16 protein-coding genes are annotated in these 19,192 nt (G+C 47.3%); 10 read left to right on the plus strand and 6 right to left on the minus strand.

Annotated elements, in window-relative coordinates; genetic code table 11:
- Window positions 1-3 precede the first annotated feature (3 nt).
- Together BSZ04_RS01135 and BSZ04_RS01140 are read right to left on the minus strand one after the other, a co-directional pair.
- Window positions 4-1,497 (minus strand): CoA-acylating methylmalonate-semialdehyde dehydrogenase, encoded by a 1,494-nt coding sequence (locus BSZ04_RS01135; RefSeq protein ID WP_010643729.1) that lies wholly within the window; start codon window positions 1,495-1,497, stop codon window positions 4-6.
- Between the two features lie 36 nt (window positions 1,498-1,533).
- The gene (locus tag BSZ04_RS01140; RefSeq protein WP_088879264.1) at window positions 1,534-2,745 is read right to left on the minus strand and encodes a thiolase family protein; all 1,212 of its coding nucleotides are present in this window, start codon (window positions 2,743-2,745) and stop codon (window positions 1,534-1,536) included.
- Window positions 2,746-3,046: 301 nt separating this feature from the next.
- Between BSZ04_RS01140 and BSZ04_RS01145 the strand changes: the two genes are divergently transcribed.
- From BSZ04_RS01145 to BSZ04_RS01170, 5 genes are all read left to right on the plus strand, one after another.
- On the plus strand, window positions 3,047-3,460 hold the full coding sequence (locus BSZ04_RS01145) for a MerR family transcriptional regulator (RefSeq protein WP_088879265.1): 414 nt from the start codon (window positions 3,047-3,049) through the stop codon (window positions 3,458-3,460).
- A 342-nt stretch (window positions 3,461-3,802) separates the two neighbouring features.
- Window positions 3,803-4,972, plus strand: coding sequence for an isovaleryl-CoA dehydrogenase (locus BSZ04_RS01155; protein ID WP_088879266.1), 1,170 nt, complete (start codon window positions 3,803-3,805; stop codon window positions 4,970-4,972).
- Between the two features lie 21 nt (window positions 4,973-4,993).
- Window positions 4,994-6,598, plus strand: a complete 1,605-nt coding sequence (locus BSZ04_RS01160) for a carboxyl transferase domain-containing protein (RefSeq protein ID WP_088879267.1) — start codon at window positions 4,994-4,996, stop codon at window positions 6,596-6,598.
- Between the two features lie 17 nt (window positions 6,599-6,615).
- Complete coding sequence (locus tag BSZ04_RS01165; RefSeq protein WP_088879268.1) at window positions 6,616-7,461, plus strand: enoyl-CoA hydratase-related protein; 846 nt, start codon at window positions 6,616-6,618, stop codon at window positions 7,459-7,461.
- Window positions 7,458-8,354 (plus strand): hydroxymethylglutaryl-CoA lyase, encoded by an 897-nt coding sequence (locus BSZ04_RS01170; RefSeq protein WP_038886883.1) that lies wholly within the window; start codon window positions 7,458-7,460, stop codon window positions 8,352-8,354. Before BSZ04_RS01165 ends, BSZ04_RS01170 begins: the two co-directional genes overlap by 4 nt.
- Here BSZ04_RS01170 and BSZ04_RS01175 read toward each other — a convergent pair.
- Both BSZ04_RS01175 and BSZ04_RS01180 read right to left on the minus strand, forming a co-directional pair.
- Window positions 8,351-8,902, minus strand: a complete 552-nt coding sequence (locus BSZ04_RS01175; RefSeq protein WP_045386832.1) for a DUF2301 domain-containing membrane protein — start codon at window positions 8,900-8,902, stop codon at window positions 8,351-8,353. The two genes, BSZ04_RS01170 and BSZ04_RS01175, sit on opposite strands and share 4 nt — an antisense overlap.
- Before the next feature lie 79 nt (window positions 8,903-8,981).
- Window positions 8,982-9,860 carry a DMT family transporter gene (locus BSZ04_RS01180; RefSeq protein WP_010451502.1) on the minus strand — a complete coding sequence of 293 codons (879 nt, stop codon included), beginning with the start codon at window positions 9,858-9,860 and terminating at the stop codon, window positions 8,982-8,984.
- A 343-nt stretch (window positions 9,861-10,203) separates the two neighbouring features.
- Here BSZ04_RS01180 and BSZ04_RS24985 point away from each other — a divergent pair, with 343 nt between their 5' ends.
- The 5 genes from BSZ04_RS24985 (at window position 10,204) to BSZ04_RS01200 (ending at window position 15,340) form a co-directional block, all read left to right on the plus strand.
- Window positions 10,204-10,374, plus strand: coding sequence for a hypothetical protein (locus BSZ04_RS24985; protein WP_167381295.1), 171 nt, complete (start codon window positions 10,204-10,206; stop codon window positions 10,372-10,374).
- Between the two features lie 385 nt (window positions 10,375-10,759).
- Window positions 10,760-11,149, plus strand: a complete 390-nt coding sequence (locus BSZ04_RS01185; protein WP_045382574.1) for a c-type cytochrome — start codon at window positions 10,760-10,762, stop codon at window positions 11,147-11,149.
- A 15-nt stretch (window positions 11,150-11,164) separates the two neighbouring features.
- On the plus strand, window positions 11,165-12,574 hold the full coding sequence (ccoN, locus tag BSZ04_RS01190; protein WP_088879269.1) for a cytochrome-c oxidase, cbb3-type subunit I: 1,410 nt from the start codon (window positions 11,165-11,167) through the stop codon (window positions 12,572-12,574).
- A 1-nt stretch (window position 12,575) separates the two neighbouring features.
- Window positions 12,576-13,187 (plus strand): cbb3-type cytochrome c oxidase subunit II, encoded by a 612-nt coding sequence (locus tag BSZ04_RS01195; RefSeq protein ID WP_010451493.1) that lies wholly within the window; start codon window positions 12,576-12,578, stop codon window positions 13,185-13,187.
- Complete coding sequence (locus BSZ04_RS01200) at window positions 13,184-15,340, plus strand: cytochrome c (protein WP_088879270.1); 2,157 nt, start codon at window positions 13,184-13,186, stop codon at window positions 15,338-15,340. The genes BSZ04_RS01195 and BSZ04_RS01200 overlap by 4 nt, the downstream gene beginning before the upstream one ends.
- 79 nt (window positions 15,341-15,419) lie before the next feature.
- Here BSZ04_RS01200 and BSZ04_RS01205 read toward each other — a convergent pair whose 3' ends face one another.
- Entirely contained in the window at window positions 15,420-16,613 is a 1,194-nt protein-coding gene (locus BSZ04_RS01205; RefSeq protein ID WP_010451490.1) for an acetate/propionate family kinase, read from the minus strand.
- A 360-nt stretch (window positions 16,614-16,973) separates the two neighbouring features.
- The gene (locus tag BSZ04_RS01210) at window positions 16,974-18,893 is read right to left on the minus strand and encodes a DEAD/DEAH box helicase (protein WP_088879271.1); all 1,920 of its coding nucleotides are present in this window, start codon (window positions 18,891-18,893) and stop codon (window positions 16,974-16,976) included.
- Window positions 18,894-19,192 lie beyond the last annotated feature (299 nt).

The raw sequence follows: 19,192 nt of genomic DNA on the forward strand, positions 1-19,192 counted from the left end.
TCGTTAGCGCAAGTTAATGGTGAGGTTTGGACCGGTTGGGATATCGTCATCAAACCAACGTGCCGTCACGGTTTTGGTTTCGGTGTAGAAGCGCACCGCTTGTTTGCCGTAGGCGTGTAAATCACCGTAAAAACTGCCGCGCCACCCCGTAAACGAGAAGAATGGCAAAGGCACTGGAATCGGCACGTTCACCCCTACCTGTCCGACTTGAATCTCATGTTGATACTTTCTCGCCGCCGCACCATTCGCAGTGAAGATGGAAGTGCCGTTGCCGTATGGGTTGCGATTCACGAGCTCTATCGCTTCTTGTAACGTGTCGACCTCAATACACACCAAAACAGGCCCGAAGATTTCTTGGGTGTAAATCGACATCTCGGTAGTGACGCCACTGAATAAAGTCGGACCGACCCAGTTACCTTCTGGGAAGCCTTCCACTTCACATTGGCTACCATCAAGTTCACACACCGCCCCTTGTTGTTTGCCTTCTTCAATCAAACCAAGCACACGCTGTTTTGCTTGTGCGCTAATCAAAGGACCGTAAGCGGCATTTTCGTCATCCCAAGCGCCGGGATGCACTTTCGCCATTTCTTGCTTTAGGTCGGCAATCCACTCTTTCGAACTACCTACAAACACAGCGACAGATATCGCCATACAACGTTGCCCTGCCGCACCAACCGAAGAGCCAACTAAGTTGTTCACCACTTGGTTTTTGTTCGCATCTGGCATCACTACCATATGGTTTTTCGCGCCAGCAAAGGCTTGAACACGTTTGAAGTTCTGTGTACCTGTGGTGTAAATGTATTGCGCTACGGGTACAGAACCAACGAAAGAAACGGCTTGGATATCGGGATGTTTCAGCAGCAAATCGACCTGCTCTTTACGACCGTGCACGATTTGTAGCACACCTTTTGGTGCACCCGCTTCTTCGAACAGTTCAGCCAAGCGAATTGACGTGAGAGGCACTTGCTCAGAAGGTTTAAGAACAAAGGTATTACCGCTCGCAATCGCAATTGGGAACATCCACAAAGGGATCATGGCGGGGAAGTTAAACGGCGTAATACCACAGCACACCCCAAGCGGTTGGATCAGCGAATAACTGTCGATATCGGTCGCAACGTTCTCGACGGTTTCTCCCATCATATTGCTGGCAATATTGGCAGCTTGCTCGACAACTTCAATACCACGCCATACGTCCCCTTTGGCATCCGCAAAGATCTTGCCTGTTTCGTGAGAAAGTAGCGTCGCCAATTCATCATGATGTTCTTTAAGTAGATGTTGATAGCGCAGCATCAAGCGAGCGCGCTCAGAAACGGCGACATCTTTCCAACAGGTAAAGGTGGCTTTTGCACTTTCAATTGCCGCGTGCATCTCTTCATCCGTAGCACACGGCAAGCGCGCAATCACTTCATTGGTAGCAGGGTTTGTCACTTCTACCCAATCCGTTGCTTGAGATTCACGAAACTCACCATCGATGAATAAGGGAACCGTGCGAGTCATAATCTAGTCCTTCTTTACGTTATTTGATAATTGGATTTAAAGCGGTATCTCGATACCAATGGCAGTGGCTTCACCACCACCGATACACAGTGATGCAACACCTCGCATCACCTTTTTATTGTTGCTGTCACCATCTACACCAAGCGTTTGCAGTTGGCGTAGACTATGAATGAGAGTCACCAAGATACGAGCACCACTTGCACCAATTGGATGCCCAAGCGCACACGCCCCACCTTTGATGTTTACTTTGCCTTTATCGATGCCCAGTTGGCGTACCGCGATTTGTGTGACAACGGCGAAGGCTTCATTGATCTCCCAAAGATCAACGTCGTCTACCGACCAATCAAGTTGAGAGAGTAGCTGTTCCATCGCAAACACTGGCGCGAGGGTAAATTCAGCAGGCTTTCTGGCGTGGGTTGAGTGCCCTTTGATGACTGCTAATGGCGTTAAGCCTTGATGCTGTGCGACTTGAGAATCCATCAATACTAACGCTGCCCCCCCGTCAGAAATCGCACTAGAGTTTGCTGCGGTCACCGAGCCGTTCTTATCAAAAGCAGGTTTGAGTTGAGGAATTTTGTCGAGCTTAATCGAGCGAGGATGCTCGTCGTAATCCAAAATTGAAGTGTTATGACGTGTCGTGATTTCTATCGGCGAGATTTCATCGTCAAACAGACGCTGCTCTTGCGCTTCCAATGCTCTTGTCGCGGATAGGATCGCCCATTCATCCATTTGCTCACGGGTAAACTCAGAACGGTCAGCCGTTTGCTGCGCATAGACTCCCATCAAATGCCCTTCATACGCATCTTGAAGACCGTCGAGGAACATGTGGTCGTAGGTAGATTGATGACCCATTCGCATGCCGTTGCGTGCTTCTTTGAGCAGATACGGTGCGTTGGTCATGCTTTCCATCCCACCAGCAATAGCACTTCGAATACTACCCGCTTTGATAAGATCGTGAGCCAGCATGACGCTCTTCATTCCCGAGCCGCACACTTTGTTAATGGTGGTGCTGCCTGTGGTAAGCGGAAGCTCTGCACCTAACGCCGCTTGTCTGGCTGGTGCTTGTCCGCACCCCGCGGGTAATACGCAGCCCATGTAGACTTCGTCGATTTCGCTAACACCGCTCGCATCCATTGCCGCTTTGATAGCAAATGCCCCTAATTGAGGCGCTGAATAACCTTGTAACTGACCTTGAAATCGCCCGATTGGCGTTCGCTTTGCACTGACAATCCAGATGTCGTTTCCCATGATCTCGTCCCTTCTGACGATAATTCACAGTTCACGAACTCATCCCTCACACCTGCTACCACGGAGCTTTCACACAGAATGTGTTGTTACTCCAGCCTCTCATAAAACGATGAATTTTCGCACTGTGATTTCTTGACGTTTACGTAAGCATAGCACTAACATTTACGTAAACGTAAAGAAACACATTAATAACAACATAATTTTTTCTCCTGTTTTTTGCGAAGACCGATATCAGGCCTTTTGGATAAATGCATGACGGGATTTTAAGAAGCCAAAACTTTTACTTAAAGGGACAAGCCGAGTGGATAAATACAAGATTAGTGACCTCGCCAAGGAGTTCGACATTACCACCCGAAGCATTCGTTTTTACGAAGATGTCGGGCTGATAGAGCCAGAACGAAAAGGCAACATTCGCGTTTATCAACGTAGAGACAAGATCCGTCTCAAGCTGATTTTACGTGGCAAGCGATTGGGCTTTTCACTTGCAGAAATTCGAGAATTGTTCGAGCTGTACGATACCCAGCAAAGCGATGGGCAACTGCTCAAAATGTTGACCATCATTGATGAAAAACAAGCACACTTACAGCAACAGCTCGATGACATTAGCGTCGTGATGAACGAGCTAGAAACCGCCAAAGAGCGATGTAAACAAGCGCTGAGCAACAATAAAGCCAATAGCTCTGAGTTAGTGAGCAATAAAAACAAAAAACAGTAATAAATTCCAAGCCCAAGCAGTGTAACTCGAACCTTATTTGTACTAGGGTCTGTTGACCTTTCGAGCTGATTTTTGCAGCGAATTGTTGGGCATTTATACTAGGCAGAGACTTTGATGTGTAGTTAGCCTACATGAGAAGTCGATAACGAAGTAGAAATGACCAACAAACGCTGCCCAAAGGGTTCGGCTAAAATCGTTTTATGCTTTGTTAAGGAGTATTTGCTTAGAATGACTAGGCGACACACTCCTTGCCTCCCCTAAAACGATTTTATCTCGAACAAAATTTAACCGCGAAAGATCAACAGACCCTAAAAACCGCAGTACTCGCAACAGGGAAATGTTATGAAAAGCAGCTACACCCCACTTAATTTTGGGCTTGGTGAAACCATCGATATGCTCCGAGACCACGTCAACGCGTTTGCCACCGAGCATATCGCTCCCATCGCCTCAGATATCGACCGCGACAACCAATTCCCCAATCATTTGTGGTCCAAGTTTGGTGAAATGGGTTTGCTCGGCGTGACCGTTGACGAAGAGTTCGGTGGTGCAGGCATGGGCTACCTTGCTCATGTTGTTGCAATGGAAGAGATCAGCCGAGCTTCGGCGTCTGTCGCGCTCAGTTACGGCGCACATTCCAACCTTTGTGTTAACCAAATCTTTCGCAATGGCTCCCCTGCTCAACGAGAAAAATACCTGCCTAAACTCATCGATGGTTCTCACGTTGGCGCACTAGCCATGAGTGAGCCGAACTCAGGTTCTGACGTGGTTAGCATGCAGCTTCGTGCTGAAGACAAAGGCGATCACTATCTGATGAATGGCAATAAAATGTGGATCACCAACGGTCCCGATGCCGACACCTTAGTCGTCTACGCGAAAACCGATCCTAATGGCGGCTCTCGCGGTATCACCGCTTTCATTATTGAGCGAGAGTTTGATGGCTTTAGCCATGCGCAGAAGCTCGACAAACTTGGCATGCGCGGCTCCAACACCTGCGAATTGGTGTTCCAAGATTGTATCGTGCCTAAAGAAAATGTGTTGGGCGAATTAAACCGGGGGGTTGAAGTGTTGATGAGCGGTTTGGATTACGAACGCGTGGTACTCGCCGCTGGACCGCTTGGCATCATGCAAGCCTGTATGGATGAGGTGGTTCCGTATGTTCATGATCGCAAACAGTTCGGTAAATCCATCGGTGAATTCCAATTAGTGCAAGGAAAGCTTGCTGACATGTATTCACGCATGAACGCCGCCAAAGCTTATGTTTATGCTGTCGCAGCAGCATGTGACCGAGGTGAATGCACACGTAAAGATGCCGCTGGCGTGATTCTTTACAGCGCCGAACTTGCCACACAAATGTCGCTCGACGCTATTCAGCTATTAGGCGGCAACGGCTACATCAACGAATACGCGACCGGACGTTTATTACGCGACGCCAAACTGTATGAGATTGGCGCTGGCACATCTGAAATCCGCCGCATGCTGATTGGACGAGAGCTATTCGAAGAGTCTCGCTAACCCGTCGACAAGGAAGTCACTATGGCAATCATTAAAAGTAAAACCAAGCCAACCGACGAGCTGTTCTTGTCGAACAAAGCGGTCATGACCGAGTTGGTGAACAACCTCAATGCCAATATCAAAGCCATCAAACAGGGTGGCGGACAGAAAGCTATCGACCGTCAACGCCTAAAAGGAAAGCTGCCAGTTCGTGAACGCGTCATGCACCTTTTGGATGAAGGCAGCGAGTTTCTTGAAGTTGGACAATTCGCCGCGTGGAATGTATATGAAGAGTCGATACCTTGCGCAGGTGTCGTTGCTGGTATTGGCACCATTGAAGGTATTCAATGCATGGTGATCGCCAACGACCCCTCAGTGAAAGGCGGCACCTATTACCCACTCACGGTGAAAAAACATCTGCGCGCTCAAGAGATCGCCCAACGCTGCCAACTGCCTTGCGTCTATCTGGTCGATTCCGGAGGGGCGAATCTACCTCACCAAGCGGAAGTGTTTGCTGATAAGGAACACTTCGGACGTATTTTCTTCAATCAAGCAAGAATGTCGGCGCAAGGCATTCCTCAAGTTGCAGTGGTGATGGGGCTTTGTACCGCTGGTGGCGCTTATGTACCAGCCATGTCGGACGTTTCCATTATGGTCAAAGAGCAAGGCACCATCTTCTTGGCTGGTCCACCGCTAGTGAAAGCAGCAACCGGAGAGATCGTCACGGATGAAGAGCTAGGCGGTGCCGATGTGCACTGTCGCAAGTCTGGCGTTGCCGATTACTATGCAGAAAATGACCAGCACGCATTACAGCTTGCGCGCGAAGCCATCTCGAATACCAATCAATCACTCCCCGTTCAAAGCGACAAACCGGTATTACCACCACGTTATGACGCCGAAGAGATGTACGGCATCGTCAATGCGAACCTTCGCTTGTCTTTTGATGTTCGAGAGATCATCGCTCGCGTGGTCGACGACTCAGACTTCGATGAATTTAAGGCACTTTATGGCAAGACTTTAGTGTGCGGTTTCGCCCGAATCCACGGCAACCTGATTGGCATTGTGGCAAACAACGGCATCTTGTTTTCAGAGTCCTCACAGAAAGGCGCACATTTTATTGAGCTGTGTGCCAAGCGCAAAACCCCCCTACTGTTTTTGCAAAACATCACTGGGTTTATGGTGGGCAAAAAGCTTGAGGCGGAAGGAATTGCCAAACACGGCGCGAAACTGGTGATGGCAGTCGCCTGTGCGGATGTGCCCAAGTTCACCGTGATTATTGGCGGCTCTTACGGCGCAGGCAACTACGGCATGTGCGGTCGCGCTTATGACCCTACCATGATGTGGATGTGGCCGAACGCGCGAATCTCGGTAATGGGCGGAGAACAAGCCGCAGGTGTGCTCACTCAAGTTCGTCGAGAAGTGAAAAAGCGCCAAGGTGAAGACTGGCCAGAACCAGAAGAAAGTGCATTCCGAGATTCTATCGTAGACTTGTATGAGTCTCAGGGACATCCCTACTACGCCAGCGCACGTTTATGGGATGACGGCATCATCGACCCGAAAGAGACACGTCAGGTGCTAGCTCAAGCGTTAAGAGCATCGCTCAACGCACCAATTCCTGATAGCAACTTTGGCATATTCAGAATGTAGAGAAGAAAGGACGTCACATGCAGGATCATCAACCAAGTATCATCCCCAATACAAAGCGACAAGACGAAGTACTTTGGAACGTCGATGAATTCGGCGTCGCAACGCTTACGCTCAATCGCACAGAGAAGCACAATGCGTTTGATGCCTGCATGATTGATCTGCTGATCCACAGGCTGGACTACCTCGCTTTGCGCACCGACGTTCGCTGCTTGGTTTTACGCAGCAATGGCAAACACTTCTCTTCAGGTGCTGATTTAAACTGGATGAAATCCATGGCAAACAGCACTAGAAAACAAAATCTTGAGGACGCACAGAACCTCGCACGCTTGATGCACACCTTAGATGGCTTCCCTCAACCCACGATTGCGGTTGTGCAAGGTTCTGCCTTTGGTGGCGCATTAGGTTTGATTTGTTGCTGTGATATTGCAATCGCTGCGGACAATGCCAACTTCTGCTTGAGTGAGGTAAAACTGGGGTTGGTACCCGCTACCATCTCTCCTTATGTGATGCGAGCAATGGGCAACCGACAAGCTCGTCGTTACATACTCAGCGCCGAAGTGATTAACGCAGCTAAAGCAGAAAAGTTTGGCATTGTGCATGAGGTTCATAAGCTGGACAACATCGAAACCGTTGTAGAAAGCTTGATTGAATCGTTGCTGCTCAATAGCCCTGATGCAATGCGTAAAGCGAAAGACTTGTGCCATCAGTGTCATCAAAACCCAATTGATGGTCAGCTTATCCAATACACTAGCCAACTGATCGCCGACATCCGCGTATCGCCACATGGACAAGATGGCTTACAAGCCTTTCTGGAAAAACGCACACCCGATTGGGCACTCAAGTCAAATAAGGATAAAGAATGAAATTGCCAAGTAAGGTAAATATTGTTGAAGTTGGCGCGAGAGACGGTTTGCAAAACGAATCACCTGTCTCCACACATGCCAAAATCCGCTTAATCGATTTACTTTCGGATACCGGACTCACCCACATTGAGGCTGGCTCTTTTGTCTCTCCCAAATGGGTGCCACAAATGGCTGATTCGCTGGAGGTAATGAAAAATATTACTCACCGCCACAACGTCATCTATTCAGCGTTAACACCTAATGTGCAAGGTTTTGAGAAGGCGTTAGAAGCCGGTGCTACACAAGTCGCTATTTTTACTTCTTCATCTGAAGGATTCTGTCAGTACAACATTAATTGCTCCATTGCTGAGAGTCTCACTCGCTTTGAACCAGTGATTGAATTGGCTGCAAAACATGGTATTCCGGTTCGTGGTTACCTATCTTGCGTTGTTGATTGCCCCTATGATGGGCCAACCAAACCAGAACAAGTCGCTAGAATCGCCAATCTTTTGCAAGAACTGGGCTGCTATGAGGTTTCGCTGGGAGATACCATAGGCACAGGTACGCCCATTCGCATCGCTGAAATGCTTGAAGCAGTGCAAGTAAAAGTCCCAACCGACAAGCTCGCTGTGCATTTCCACGACACATGGGGACAAGCTCTGGCGAATATCTACCAAGCCTTAACGATGGGCATCAGTACCATCGACAGCAGTGTGGCAGGCCTCGGAGGCTGCCCTTATGCTCATGGCGCATCAGGCAATGTAGCCACCGAAGATGTGCTCTACCTTTGCCAAGGTTTAGGAATAGAAACAGGCGTGGACTTGGAACTGCTCGCCAAAGCCGGATGGATGATCAGTGAAGAATTAAACCGCCAGCCGACCTCTAAAGTCTCTCTGGCGTTAAAGCTGCGTTAGATCTCGTAATTCGCTTTGATACCAATATCGAAATGCAGCGGCATACGCCATTTAGCAAAAGACAGGAAGCCCATGACCAATCCAGCCAACAACATAGTGATGGCTGCAAGAATTGGAAGGTTAAACCACAATGCAAACGTCGCGACTGCGAGAAATACAGGCACCATCTTTAAGCCTGGCACTTTAAAGCAAAAAGACTCTTTAAGTGCAATGCCCGAAAAGGTCACAAAGATAAAGCCTAGCCCTAACCAAGTGCGCTGAAACTCCAAGTCACTCACCATCAGTACCAAGCCAATCCAAGATGCCCAACTGATAGCAGCACGCACATGTTTGTTATAAACGTGGATATTTGCCGCAGACAGAGCACTTGCAACACAGAGTGCAATTAAAGAGGCTTGGTAAACGAATAGCGAGCTAGTGATAGCCCCAGAAACGATTATCGAAAAACAAAGTAGTGCGACAGCAAACAAGGTGATGCCAAGGCGATAAAGGCAGACACTAAGTTTATCGAGTAAATCGAGCGTTTCTTGATATTCTGTATTTGCCATCAATAAGCGTCCTGCCAGAGGAAAAGTAAGAGAGTCCGTAAGCCAGCAATAACGTTATCACTGGCTTTATAAGTTTAGTTTAAGCGCGTTTGAGAAAACGGAGTTTGCCACCAGTTCGGTAGATGACCAACGAAAATAAGATAAGCGCACAACCAACCAGTTTATTGGAAGTTAGCACTTCACCGTACCAAATCACACTCAAAACTACCGTCCATACCGGCTCAAGGATCATAATCAGTGCTGCATTGCCAGCCTGAACAAACTTCTGTCCCATGGTTTGCATCACATATCGCAAACTGGTTGCCAAGAGCGTGCTCAGAGCAAACCAAATCCAGATAGACGTCGACACTTCAGTTGGCACCGTCTCCACCAAAGATGAAATAAGTAAACCAATCAAGCCTGTCACAAACAGCTGAATACACGTTAGCAACAATACCGGCAATTTCTGCGAGTACTTACTGTTTACGTTGAAGTGTAAAGCCAGCATGAGAGCGGCTCCCAAGAACCAAAGCTGACTAGAAGATTGTTGCCAACCACCAGCCAGCGATAAGCATCCTAGACCAATGATAGCAATGGGCAGAGAGATCCAGAAAATGCGTTGCGGCCTTTGACGAAACATCACCCAAGCAACGATTGGCACAAACAGCATCGATAAACTCATGATGAATGCGCCCTCGCCTAGGGTGTCGCTGATTGAAATAGCATGAATCCAGCACATCAGCGCGCCTCCCAAAAGCACACCAACGCCTGCCGCGGCAAAAATATCTTTCTTATTGGCAGCACGAAGCGGCTTGATACACAGCGGTAACAAGCACAAAGAAGCGATGGTAAATCGCAGCCCAATAAATCCAAATGGTGGAAGACCTTGAATGGTTTCTTTAGAGAAGATCCACCCTAGTGCCGCGATCATCGTAGTTGCGACGAGCACGAATGCAGCTTTGCGTTCAGAGTTAAGCATAATTACTCACAAAAAAGACCCAGCGAAGCAATCGTCAGGGTTCGTACATCATTAATTTTAATGTGTATTAGATAGTTATATTTACATCGCAAATGCTGAACTAAATGTGTACTTAGACTGAGGAGTGCTAACGTTTGCGAAACGCGCACAGTATACAGTGTGACTTAGTTATCATCGAGTAAATTACTATGAAATCCAATCATTGTTTCGTGACTTGATGTCATCAAAATCGGCGCTGAAATCTTAGGCAAAAACTCAAATAGATTAAGGAATAACCTGACTCTAAACTAGGCACGAAATGTTAAAATAACAACGGAGTAAAACAGTCGTCAGGAGGTGCTTTATGAGACATTCAACCGTACTCTTTTTCATTCTGATTGCCCTGCTTATTATTGCGCCTATCGCACTGGGCTCACTGTTTAGTCTTGTTAGCTCCCTTCGCTTAAGCTACATCGAAGCCGACCCAATTTCTGTCACGCACGTCTATGACATGATGATCTATCGCGGTCGATAGTTTGTTTCCCAAGCTCTCTTATTCTCAAACCGCTCTTGCTTAAAACCATGAGCGGTTTTCAATTTCTACTGTTCTTTTTAAAACACCCCAAATACGAACAAATCATACAAAACCCACCATTTTTCAAACGCCAAAAGCTAAGCATCTATTTTCACTTTAGTTTTATTGGCGCTGATTTTGTCCAATCCGCTGTGCCAGCACGTATTACTAATAAAATTCATAACTAAATCGGCTTGTACATAGCGATATTGCCAGTACCTGCTTACTCTTTAACTTACAAATATAAGAAACACGCCAGTTCATTCATCTCACAAATAAGAGCGAAGCGCTGGCTTTCATAGCCCAAGTTAGTGAAAAACGCATTCAATTTACTAGGGAAACAGTGATGAGATTAAAGAACACGCATTTCATGAGCACAGGTATAAAGGCGGCTCTCCTCGCCACGATGTGCTTCTCTCCTTTCACTTTCGCATCTGACGCCAAAGTCGACGAGCAATTTGAGGTTGGTAAAGAAAAAGCGAAAGTATGTATGACATGTCACGGTGCTGACGGGATCTCTACCATCGACGCCTATCCAAACCTACGCGGTCAGAAAAAAAGTTACCTGATCTCTTCTTTGAAAGATTACAAAGCGCGGGAGCGGACTAGTGGGTTGGCGGTGCTCATGCAGCAGCAAGCCGACGCCCTGTCTGACCAAGATATAGAAGACATTGCGCACTATTATTCGCAGTTAGGGAACGAGCATTCACCGTCAGATAACGAGCCCCAGCCTTAAACGAGGAGCGTTCTTATGGAACAAACAACTACTCAATACAACACTCAAGTTGTGAAGTATTTTGTGTTGGCATCGTTGGTTTGGGCGATTGCGGGGATGATCATCGGCGTCATTCTAGCTGCGCAGTTGTACTGGCCCATTCTGAACTTTGATTCGCAATATTTCCAATTCGGTCGTCTGAGACCTCTACACACATCTGGAGTGATATACGGCTTTGTCGTAAACATTTTAATGGGTGCTTCGCTCTACATTGCCCAGCGTACTGGCCGTTGTAATTTGTTCAACCAGAGCTTGTCTTGGATGGTATTCTGGGGATGGCAACTCGTTCTGCTCTTGGCGCTTATTACCCTACCCGCTGGCTACACGACATCAAAAGAATATGCGGAGTTGGAATGGCCAATCGACGTCTTAATCGTCTTGGTATGGGTGCTTTATGCCGTGCTGTTCTTTGGCACGATTGCCAAGCGCAAAGTAGACCATATCTTTGTAGCAAACTGGTTCTTTGCCGCCTTCATTATCGTGATTGCGATGATCTTCGTCGTAAACAATCTCGCAATGCCCGTCTCACTGATGAAATCCTATTCCGTCTTTGCTGGTGCACAAGATGCCATTGTCCAATGGTGGTGGGGTCATAACGCGGTAGGATTTTTGCTGACTGCGGGTGTGATTGGGATGAACTATTATTTCATTCCTAAAGCCGCTGATCGTCCTATCTACTCTTATCGTTTGTCTGTGATCCATTTTTGGGGCTTAGTTGGCTTTTACACTTGGGCTGGTACACACCACTTGGTTTACTCGTCGGTACCGGTTTGGGTGCAAAACATTGGCATCATCATGTCTCTCATCCTTTGGCTTCCTTCTTGGGCAGGCGCTTTCAACAGTGCGATGACACTTCTACAAAACAAAGAGAAGCTCAAGTCTGACTATATTTGCCTGTTCTTCTTCTCAGCAATTCTTTACTACTGCTTGGCCACATTTGAAGGACCTCTATTGGCGATTCGCTGGTTCAATATGCTGGCGCACAACACCGAATGGGTGATCGGACACGTTCACTCTGGCGCATTAGGCTGGGTGGGCATGTCTGGCATTGCGGTGTTCTACTACTTCATCCCACGTTTGTGGAACAAAACGGAACTGTGGTCGAAGCGACTGATCAAATGGCACTTCTGGCTTGCCCATGCAGGTGTTGCCATTTATGCCATCGCACTTTGGGTGGCCGGTATTGGTGAAGGCTACATGTGGCTCACTCAGAACGAGAATGGTGAGCTGGTATACAGCTTTATCGAAGCCATGAACTTTAAAGCACCATGGTTGTTCCTACGCTTCTTTGGTGGTGCGCTCTTTGTGCTCGGCTTGTTCCTGATGGCATTCAACTTGTACAAGACCGTACGCTCTCCGTCCGTACTGGTAGCGAAGGAGGCATAAGATGAGCAAAGACTTTACGCATTCAGTGATCATCTTGATCATCACCACCGTTGTTGTAGCTTCCTTCTCTCTTGCAGTTTGGGTAGTGCCTAACATCCTGCGTACTGACGACATCGCCAAAGGCAGTTTAGCGAAGCCGTTAACTGCGTTGGAGCTTGCTGGTCGCGATATCTACATCAGCGAAGGTTGCCATGTGTGCCACACGCAGATGGTTCGCCCGCTAGAACCCGAAATCAAACGTAACGGACGCGCGAACCAAGAGTCCGATGATATTTACGAGTTCCCTAACTTGTGGGGTTCCAAACGCACTGGCCCAGATCTGACCAATCTTGGGCGTAAGTATTCGGACCAATGGCATGTGTTGCATCTTATCGACCCACGCCAAGTCGTTCCGACATCCATCATGCCAGCTTATCCTTGGTTGTTTGAACAGACATTGTCTGGTAACGCCATTGGTAACAAGATGGAAACGCTGCGTACGTTGGGCGTGCCCTACACCGACCAAGAGATCTCAGACGCGAGATTACAAATACGCGGTAAAACCAAAGCGGAAGCTCTGATTCGTTATCTTCAAAGCCTTGGTCAAGACACAGCACAGGAGGTGGCACAATGAGCACATTCTGGAACTGGTGGACAATTGCCGCCACAATTGTCTTCTTCATATTAATGGTATCTGTCATCGTCAAATATTGGCGTAGCAACCATAAAGCAGACCAAGAACACACCATTGCCTCCTTTGATGGCATTGACGAAAAAGACGCACCACCACCCAAGTTACTGTTTGCCAGTTACGCAGTCGCCTTTCTGTTGTCAGCAGGATACCTAGTGTTATATCCGGGTTTAGGCGAATGGAAAGGTTTGGCAAATTACGATCAAAGTGACGATAAACTCAGCGCACCGTCAACGACGCTTGATGAACAATTTAGCCAAGTTACGGACTCGTCGCTCGACGCATTGGCACAAAACGAAGATATCGTCCGCTCTGGTCGAATCCTGTTTCAAACCCATTGTGCCGCTTGTCACCGAGACAACGCTCAGGGCCAAAAGCACTTCCCTAACCTGATCGATAAAGAATGGATGTATGGCGGCGATGACGAAGCTCTGATTCACTCCATCGCCAAAGGTCGTAACGGCGCCATGCCCGGTTGGGTAGAGGTCATGAGGAAAGACGAAGTCGACAAAGTCGCCTATTACCTTGCATCCCTTAATCAGCGACACAGTGACGTGCCAGAAGTGAAAGTTGAATTAGGTAAGAGTTTGTTCGTCGAATATTGCTCGTCATGCCATGGTGACGGCTCGATAGCAAATCAACAAACGGGTGTGCCTGATCTATCAGACAGTGTCTGGCTACACGGCGGGAGTATCGAGGAGATTCAACACACCATCAATTACGGTTTAAACAACTTAATGCCTGCGTTTGAAAACCAACTTTCTGAGCACGAAATCCTCGCGCTTGGTGCTTACATCCGTAAAGCGGGTGAAGAGCAAGAGCAGAAACTCGCAGCGCTGAATGCTGAGTCGGTTAAACGCGGTGAGTACCTAGCCCATGCCGGGGACTGTGTGGCTTGTCATAGTGCAGAAGGCGGCGAACCTTTTGCCGGCGGTCTGCCATTCGTTACCCCATTTGGCACCATCTACTCCACTAACATCACGCCCCATGCTAGTGCAGGTATCGGTGAGTATGATTATGATGACTTCCGAGATGCGCTTGTGAAAGGGAAAGGTAAACATGGTTACCTGTATCCTGCTATGCCCTACACGTCTTATCAATACCTCACGGAACAAGATATGACGGATTTGTGGGAGTTCATGCAATCTATCCCCGCGGTGGCTCGTCGTAACGATGAAAACCATATGATGTTCCCGTCTAACATCCGTCTTGGTTTGCTTGGTTGGAATATCGTCTTTATGGATACTGACCCAATTGACTACAGCTTGCCGCAAGAACTTGAAGGGCACGTGGAAGATGTTGAGAAGTGGCAGAAAGGCAAATATTGGGTAGCAGGCTTAGGACACTGCTCAGAATGCCACACGCCGCGTAACATTGCTCAAGCCCTAATTCCTGAGCGCATCTTCCAAGGTAACTTGATAGACGGCTGGAATGCGCCTGATATTACCTCAACAGAGTTGTACGTTGGTGGTTGGGATAAAAAGACGTTGACCGACTTCTTACACACTGGCCATTCAGACAAAGGCACCGCGTTTGCCGGGATGGCGGATGTCGTGAAGAACAGCTTGAGTTTAATGACGCGTGAAGACATTGAATCCATGTCCTACTACTTGCTCAGTGGCGATGTGAACAATTTTATTGCCGCCGACGCTGTACCACTAGAGCCTAAAGGATTCAATGACGCCGCCTATCAAGCTCCAATCTACACCGTCTATAAACAGACTTGTGGCGCTTGTCACGGCAACGATGGTAAAGGACGTAACCCAATTGCACCAACATTGCTAAACAATGGCATTATCATGCACAGCGACCCATTCAACACCATTGCTGTAACAGTGCGTGGCTTACAACCCACCTACATCGACCCAGAGCGCAACTTTATGCCGATGGCGAGTTTTGAGGATATCCTCTCTGACGCCAGTTTAGCCGAGCTAATTACCTTTGTACGTAAACACCTCGGAGACCAACAACAAGAGGTTACCGCTGAGGATGTTCGAGAAGTGAGAGAAACACTGGAAGCGGCTGGGTACGCTGGCGGGCTTCACACCACGCCAGACATGTATGACAGGCGTGATAACAACATCAATATTCGGTAATAACTTGTAGAATCCAACCACAAAAAAAGCCCTTTCCAACCGGAAAGGGCTTTAACTTAGTTCCCAAAATTCTGCCGTTTTACAGCAGTTCTACCGACTGTTGAGCGATTACCCACTCTTCGTTGGTAGGAATAACTAGTGCTTTCGCACCTAGCAACTCAGATGTAGCAACAACACCTGCGTTACCAAATCGAGCATCTTCGTTACCTTTCACATCTTCAACAAAACCTAGCAGTTTTAGGTTCTTCAGGATTTCACTACGAATTGGCATTGAGTTTTCACCGATACCGCCTGTGAAGATGATGCCGTCGAATGAATCTAAAGCAGCAAGGTAAGACGCGATGTATTTAGACACACGGTAAGTGAATACTTGGAATGCTAGAGTTGCACCTTCGTGACCCTCTTCCATCGCTTCCAAAATACCGCGAGCATCGCTTGTTAGGCCAGACACGCCTAAGAAGCCAGAAGCTTTGTTCAGTGAGTTGAACACTTTCTCTTGAGACCAACCTTTCTTAAGTAGGTACTCAATGATGCCTGGGTCAAGGTCACCACAACGTGTACCCATCATTAGACCAGACAGTGGCGTGAAGCCCATAGACGTATCAACAGATTCGCCGTTGTTAATTGCACAAACAGAAGCACCGTTACCTAAGTGAACAGAGATGAAGCTAGACTCTTCAACTGGTTTGTTGATCATCTTCGCAGCTTCACGGCTTACGAAGTAGTGGCTAGTACCGTGGAAACCGTAACGACGAATACCGAAGTCCGTGTAAAGTTCTTTCGCGATTGCGCCAGTGTAAGCTTTTGCAGGCATTGTTTGGTGGAAAGCAGTATCAAATACAGCAAACTGAGGTAGCTCAGGGAATGCCGCCATTGAAGCACGCATACCAATCGCATGAGCAAGGTTATGTAGAGGAGCTAAATCACTTAGCGCTTCTACGTCTGCAATAACAGACTCATCTAAACGAACTGTTTTAGTAAACTTCTCACCGCCGTGGACCACTCGGTGGCCAACAGCAACAACATCTTCAATTAATTTGTACTCTTTTACTAACTCAACTAACTTTGCTACTGCAAGTTGATGGTGATTCTCATCGCCCTGAATAGCGTACTCAAATTTCTCACCGTTGAATTTCCAGCTCATACGAGCGTCTGAAAGACCAAAGCACTCGCCCAAACCACTCAATACAGCATCGCCAGATTGAGAGTCGATTACCGCAAATTTTAGTGATGAGCTACCAGAGTTGATCACCAGTACAAACGAATTAGACATGAAATAGTTTCCTGTTGTGGAGCAAAGGTTGTAATTGCGCAGTTGCGCTGTGTACTTCTTGTTTGTAAGACCTATTATTCAATAATTTTTTAATCTTTCAACTATCTTTTAGAGTTAGTTGTTCGTTTGCGTGATTTTTGTTGATCTAACGCAATTTTAAAATTTATTTTAGCCGTGAAATATATTACCTCACTCAACTAAAGTGGAATCAGACACTTAAAAACGTCAATAAATGAAGAATAAAGCAAAAATATTACGAATTTTTTTGAATGGGTGAGATAGATAAGCAGAGACAAAAAAGCCGAGCTAAGTGCTCGGCTTTCAAATTCAACTATTTTTTAATGCAATAGTGTGCAGCTATTATGCGTCTTGTGTACGACGGCCACGGCTGTGACCACGTTCGCCACGGTGTGCACCACGGTGATCCCCACCACGGTTGCGATCGAAACGACGTTCGCCACCTTCACGGTTACCGTCACGGTTACCACGGAAACCACCTTCGCGACGGCCGCCTTCACGACGACCACCTTCACGGTTGCCATCGCGGTTACCACGGTAACCACCGCCATCACGACGACCACCATCGCGACGACCACCGTCACGGCGACCACCACGAGACTCACGGAAGTCATCGAAGTCACATACTACAGCACCAACATCTTGTTGACGGATACGTAGTTTGCTTAGCTTGTTCGCAGCGTCTGAAGTCATTGCTTTAGGTAGCTGTACGAATGTGTGACCTTGCGCTAGCTTGATCGCACCGATAGAACCTTTGCCTAGACCTAGTTCGTTTGCTAGAGCGCCAACGATGTCTTTAACTTGAACGCCTTGCTCGCGACCAACTTGAAGCTGGTAAGTATCCCAGTCTTGGTTGTTGAAGTTACGACCGCCGTCACGACCACCTTCACGGCGCTCTTTACGACGTTGCTTGTCACGTTCAATTGCTTCTACCATTGGGTCTTCGCCAATGTAGAATAGAGGACGTTTACCTTGCTGACGCTTAAGAAGCATTGCAGCAAGCATCGCTGGATCGATTTCTAGAGAAGTTTGTAGTTTCTCTACAAGCTCAGCGAACTTGTCTAGTGCTTTGTGTTCTTTCTCTGCTTCCAGTTCAGCCGCTAGCTTGTTTAGACGAGCTTCTGCAACTTGGTCACGTAGAGGAAGTTGGATTTCTTCCATAGATGACTTAGTTACACGCTCGATAGTGCGAAGCATACGGATTTGGTTAGTACGAACTAGAAGGATCGCTTTACCTTTACGTCCTGCACGGCCAGTACGACCGATACGGTGGATGTAAGACTCAACATCGAATGGGATGTCGTAGTTAAATACGTGAGTAATACGTGGAACGTCTAGGCCACGAGCAACAACGTCAGTTGCAACTAGGATGTCGATAACACCTTGTTTGATGTGATCAACAGTACGCTCACGTAGAGACTGAGGAATATCACCGTGCAGTGCTGCAGCTTTAAAGCCACGTGCAGATAGCCAATCAGCTAGACGCTCAGTGTCTTGACGAGTACGTACGAATACGATTGACGCGTCAGTTTCTTCAGTTTCAAGAAGACGAGACATAGCTTCATCTTTCTCTACACCCTTCACTACCCAGAACTGTTGTTGAACTTTGTCTACAGTGTGGTTTTTACCAGCAACGTCAACAGTGACAGGATCACGTAGGAAGCGCTCAACAATGTTTTTCAGCATTGGTGGCATAGTTGCAGAGAACAGAACGCGTTGAGCTGACTCAGGAGCGTGCTCCATGATAGCAGTTACGTCGTCCACGAAACCCATGTTTAGCATTTCGTCCGCTTCATCAAGTACGAAAGTATTAACTTCGTCTAGATGTAGACGTTCACGGTTGATAAGGTCTTGAACACGGCCAGGAGTACCAACAACAACGTGTGCACCATTTTTAAGAGCACGCATTTGATCTACGATAGATGCACCACCGTAGATTTCTAGAACTTTAAGACCCTTGATGTTTTTACCAAGGTTCTTCATCTCAGCCGCAACCTGAATCGCTAGCTCACGAGTTGGAGCAAGAACGATTGCTTGTGGTTTACGTTGGTTTAGATCTAGTTTGTTTAGAAGAGGCAGAGAGAATGCTGCCGTTTTACCTGTACCCGTCTGTGCTTTACCCAGCGCGTCAGCACCTTCCAATAGGTGTGGGATTGCCGCAGCCTGAATTGGAGTTGGTGACACGAAACCCATTCCGTCTAGAGCAGAAAGGATAGAATCATTCAGAGATAAATCGCTGAATTGAATAACAGAATCTTGCATTGGGATCCTACTTAATTAAACAAAAAAACAGTCCCATATGCTCTTCCAATTCGATACTGATTCATCCAGTTACTAAATCCATTCAGAAAGGGAATTAGTACAGTACACAACCGCGATAAGCCATTAGGGACGACTAAGGGAGGCGGATTATTCCTTAAATGCATAAAAAAAGCCAGAAAAAATTGAATTACATCACAATTTATTCTCACTAATGGTATTATTCGCGTAAATTTCCACCTATCCCCTATTTTTAAGGGCTGTCGATGATGAATATTCAACAAAACAGTCAATAAACAGGG

The organism is Vibrio rotiferianus (assembly GCF_002214395.1).
GTDB classification, from domain to species: Bacteria; Pseudomonadota; Gammaproteobacteria; order Enterobacterales; family Vibrionaceae; genus Vibrio; species Vibrio rotiferianus.

Coding starts and splice junctions, on each gene's coding strand:
- BSZ04_RS01155 (WP_088879266.1), top strand. CDS start 3,803: ATGAAAAGCAGCTACACCCCACTTAATTTTGGGCTTGGTGAAACCATC.
- BSZ04_RS01195 (WP_010451493.1), top strand. CDS start 12,576: ATGAGCAAAGACTTTACGCATTCAGTGATCATCTTGATCATCACCACC.
- BSZ04_RS01170 (WP_038886883.1), top strand. CDS start 7,458: ATGAAATTGCCAAGTAAGGTAAATATTGTTGAAGTTGGCGCGAGAGAC.
- BSZ04_RS01175 (WP_045386832.1), bottom strand. CDS start 8,902: ATGGCAAATACAGAATATCAAGAAACGCTCGATTTACTCGATAAACTT.
- BSZ04_RS01165 (WP_088879268.1), top strand. CDS start 6,616: ATGCAGGATCATCAACCAAGTATCATCCCCAATACAAAGCGACAAGAC.
- BSZ04_RS01185 (WP_045382574.1), top strand. CDS start 10,760: ATGAGATTAAAGAACACGCATTTCATGAGCACAGGTATAAAGGCGGCT.
- BSZ04_RS01160 (WP_088879267.1), top strand. CDS start 4,994: ATGGCAATCATTAAAAGTAAAACCAAGCCAACCGACGAGCTGTTCTTG.
- BSZ04_RS01140 (WP_088879264.1), bottom strand. CDS start 2,745: ATGGGAAACGACATCTGGATTGTCAGTGCAAAGCGAACGCCAATCGGG.
- BSZ04_RS01200 (WP_088879270.1), top strand. CDS start 13,184: ATGAGCACATTCTGGAACTGGTGGACAATTGCCGCCACAATTGTCTTC.
- BSZ04_RS24985 (WP_167381295.1), top strand. CDS start 10,204: ATGAGACATTCAACCGTACTCTTTTTCATTCTGATTGCCCTGCTTATT.
- BSZ04_RS01180 (WP_010451502.1), bottom strand. CDS start 9,860: ATGCTTAACTCTGAACGCAAAGCTGCATTCGTGCTCGTCGCAACTACG.
- ccoN (WP_088879269.1), top strand. CDS start 11,165: ATGGAACAAACAACTACTCAATACAACACTCAAGTTGTGAAGTATTTT.
- BSZ04_RS01135 (WP_010643729.1), bottom strand. CDS start 1,497: ATGACTCGCACGGTTCCCTTATTCATCGATGGTGAGTTTCGTGAATCT.
- BSZ04_RS01210 (WP_088879271.1), bottom strand. CDS start 18,893: ATGCAAGATTCTGTTATTCAATTCAGCGATTTATCTCTGAATGATTCT.
- BSZ04_RS01205 (WP_010451490.1), bottom strand. CDS start 16,613: ATGTCTAATTCGTTTGTACTGGTGATCAACTCTGGTAGCTCATCACTA.